The 798-nt window shown below is 55.6% G+C and carries 1 protein-coding gene; it reads left to right on the top strand.

Features of this window, described 5'->3' with window-relative positions; all coding sequences use genetic code 11:
- On the top strand, positions 1–798 hold a 798-nt coding region (locus J5224_RS31920), incomplete at both ends, for an MBG domain-containing protein (protein ID WP_264628976.1).

Genomic DNA, 798 nt, shown 5'->3' with positions numbered 1-798 from the left:
CGCCAGCGATGCAACCGGCAGCAAACTGGGTAACTACACCATCAGCTATAACAATGGCACGCTGACTGTTACCCCGGCGGCACTCACTATCAGTGCCGATAACACCAGCAAGATCTACGGCAACAGTGCAAATCTCGGTTATACCACCGCAGGTCTGGTGAACGGCGATACGGTTGATGGGTTAACCCTGACCAGCACCGGTAACGCCAGCACCGCCAACGTCGGCAGCTACGGCATTACCGCCAGCGATGCAACCGGTAGCAAACTGGGCAACTACACCATCAGCTATAACGATGGCGCACTGACCGTAACCCCGGCGGCACTCACCATTAGCGCCGATAACGCCAGCAAGCTTTATGGTCAAACAGCAACCCTCGGCTATCAGGCTAATGGACTGTTGAACGGGGATACCGTCGAGTCGGTAACCGTATCAAGTTCAGGTGCCGATCGTTCTGCGGCTGTGGGTCAATATGCTGTCGTGGCTGAAAATGCGCTGGGCGATCGCCTTGCCAACTACAACATTACCTATGTGAATGGTGCATTAACCGTCGACCTGCCGATCCCCACGGATTTACCGCTCGCTGCCAATATTGGTAACCGTTTCGCTACCCAAAACCTGACGCAACAGATCACCGGTTCAAGCATGGTGGTAACGCACGATGCCACTACAGCCTCGACGGCATCGGGACAAACGGATAGCAGCAGTGCCAACAATGACGTCATGGCCACCGTCGAGCCTCGCCTTGCAGGCGCGGTATGTATGTTAGGCGCGGACTACGCACTTTCTTGCTCAGGCAA

The sequence above is a fragment of the Candidatus Symbiopectobacterium sp. NZEC135 genome, from assembly GCF_025962695.1.
The sequence above is the reverse complement of the archived record's forward strand: the minus strand, read 5'-3'. Positions and strand labels throughout refer to the sequence as shown.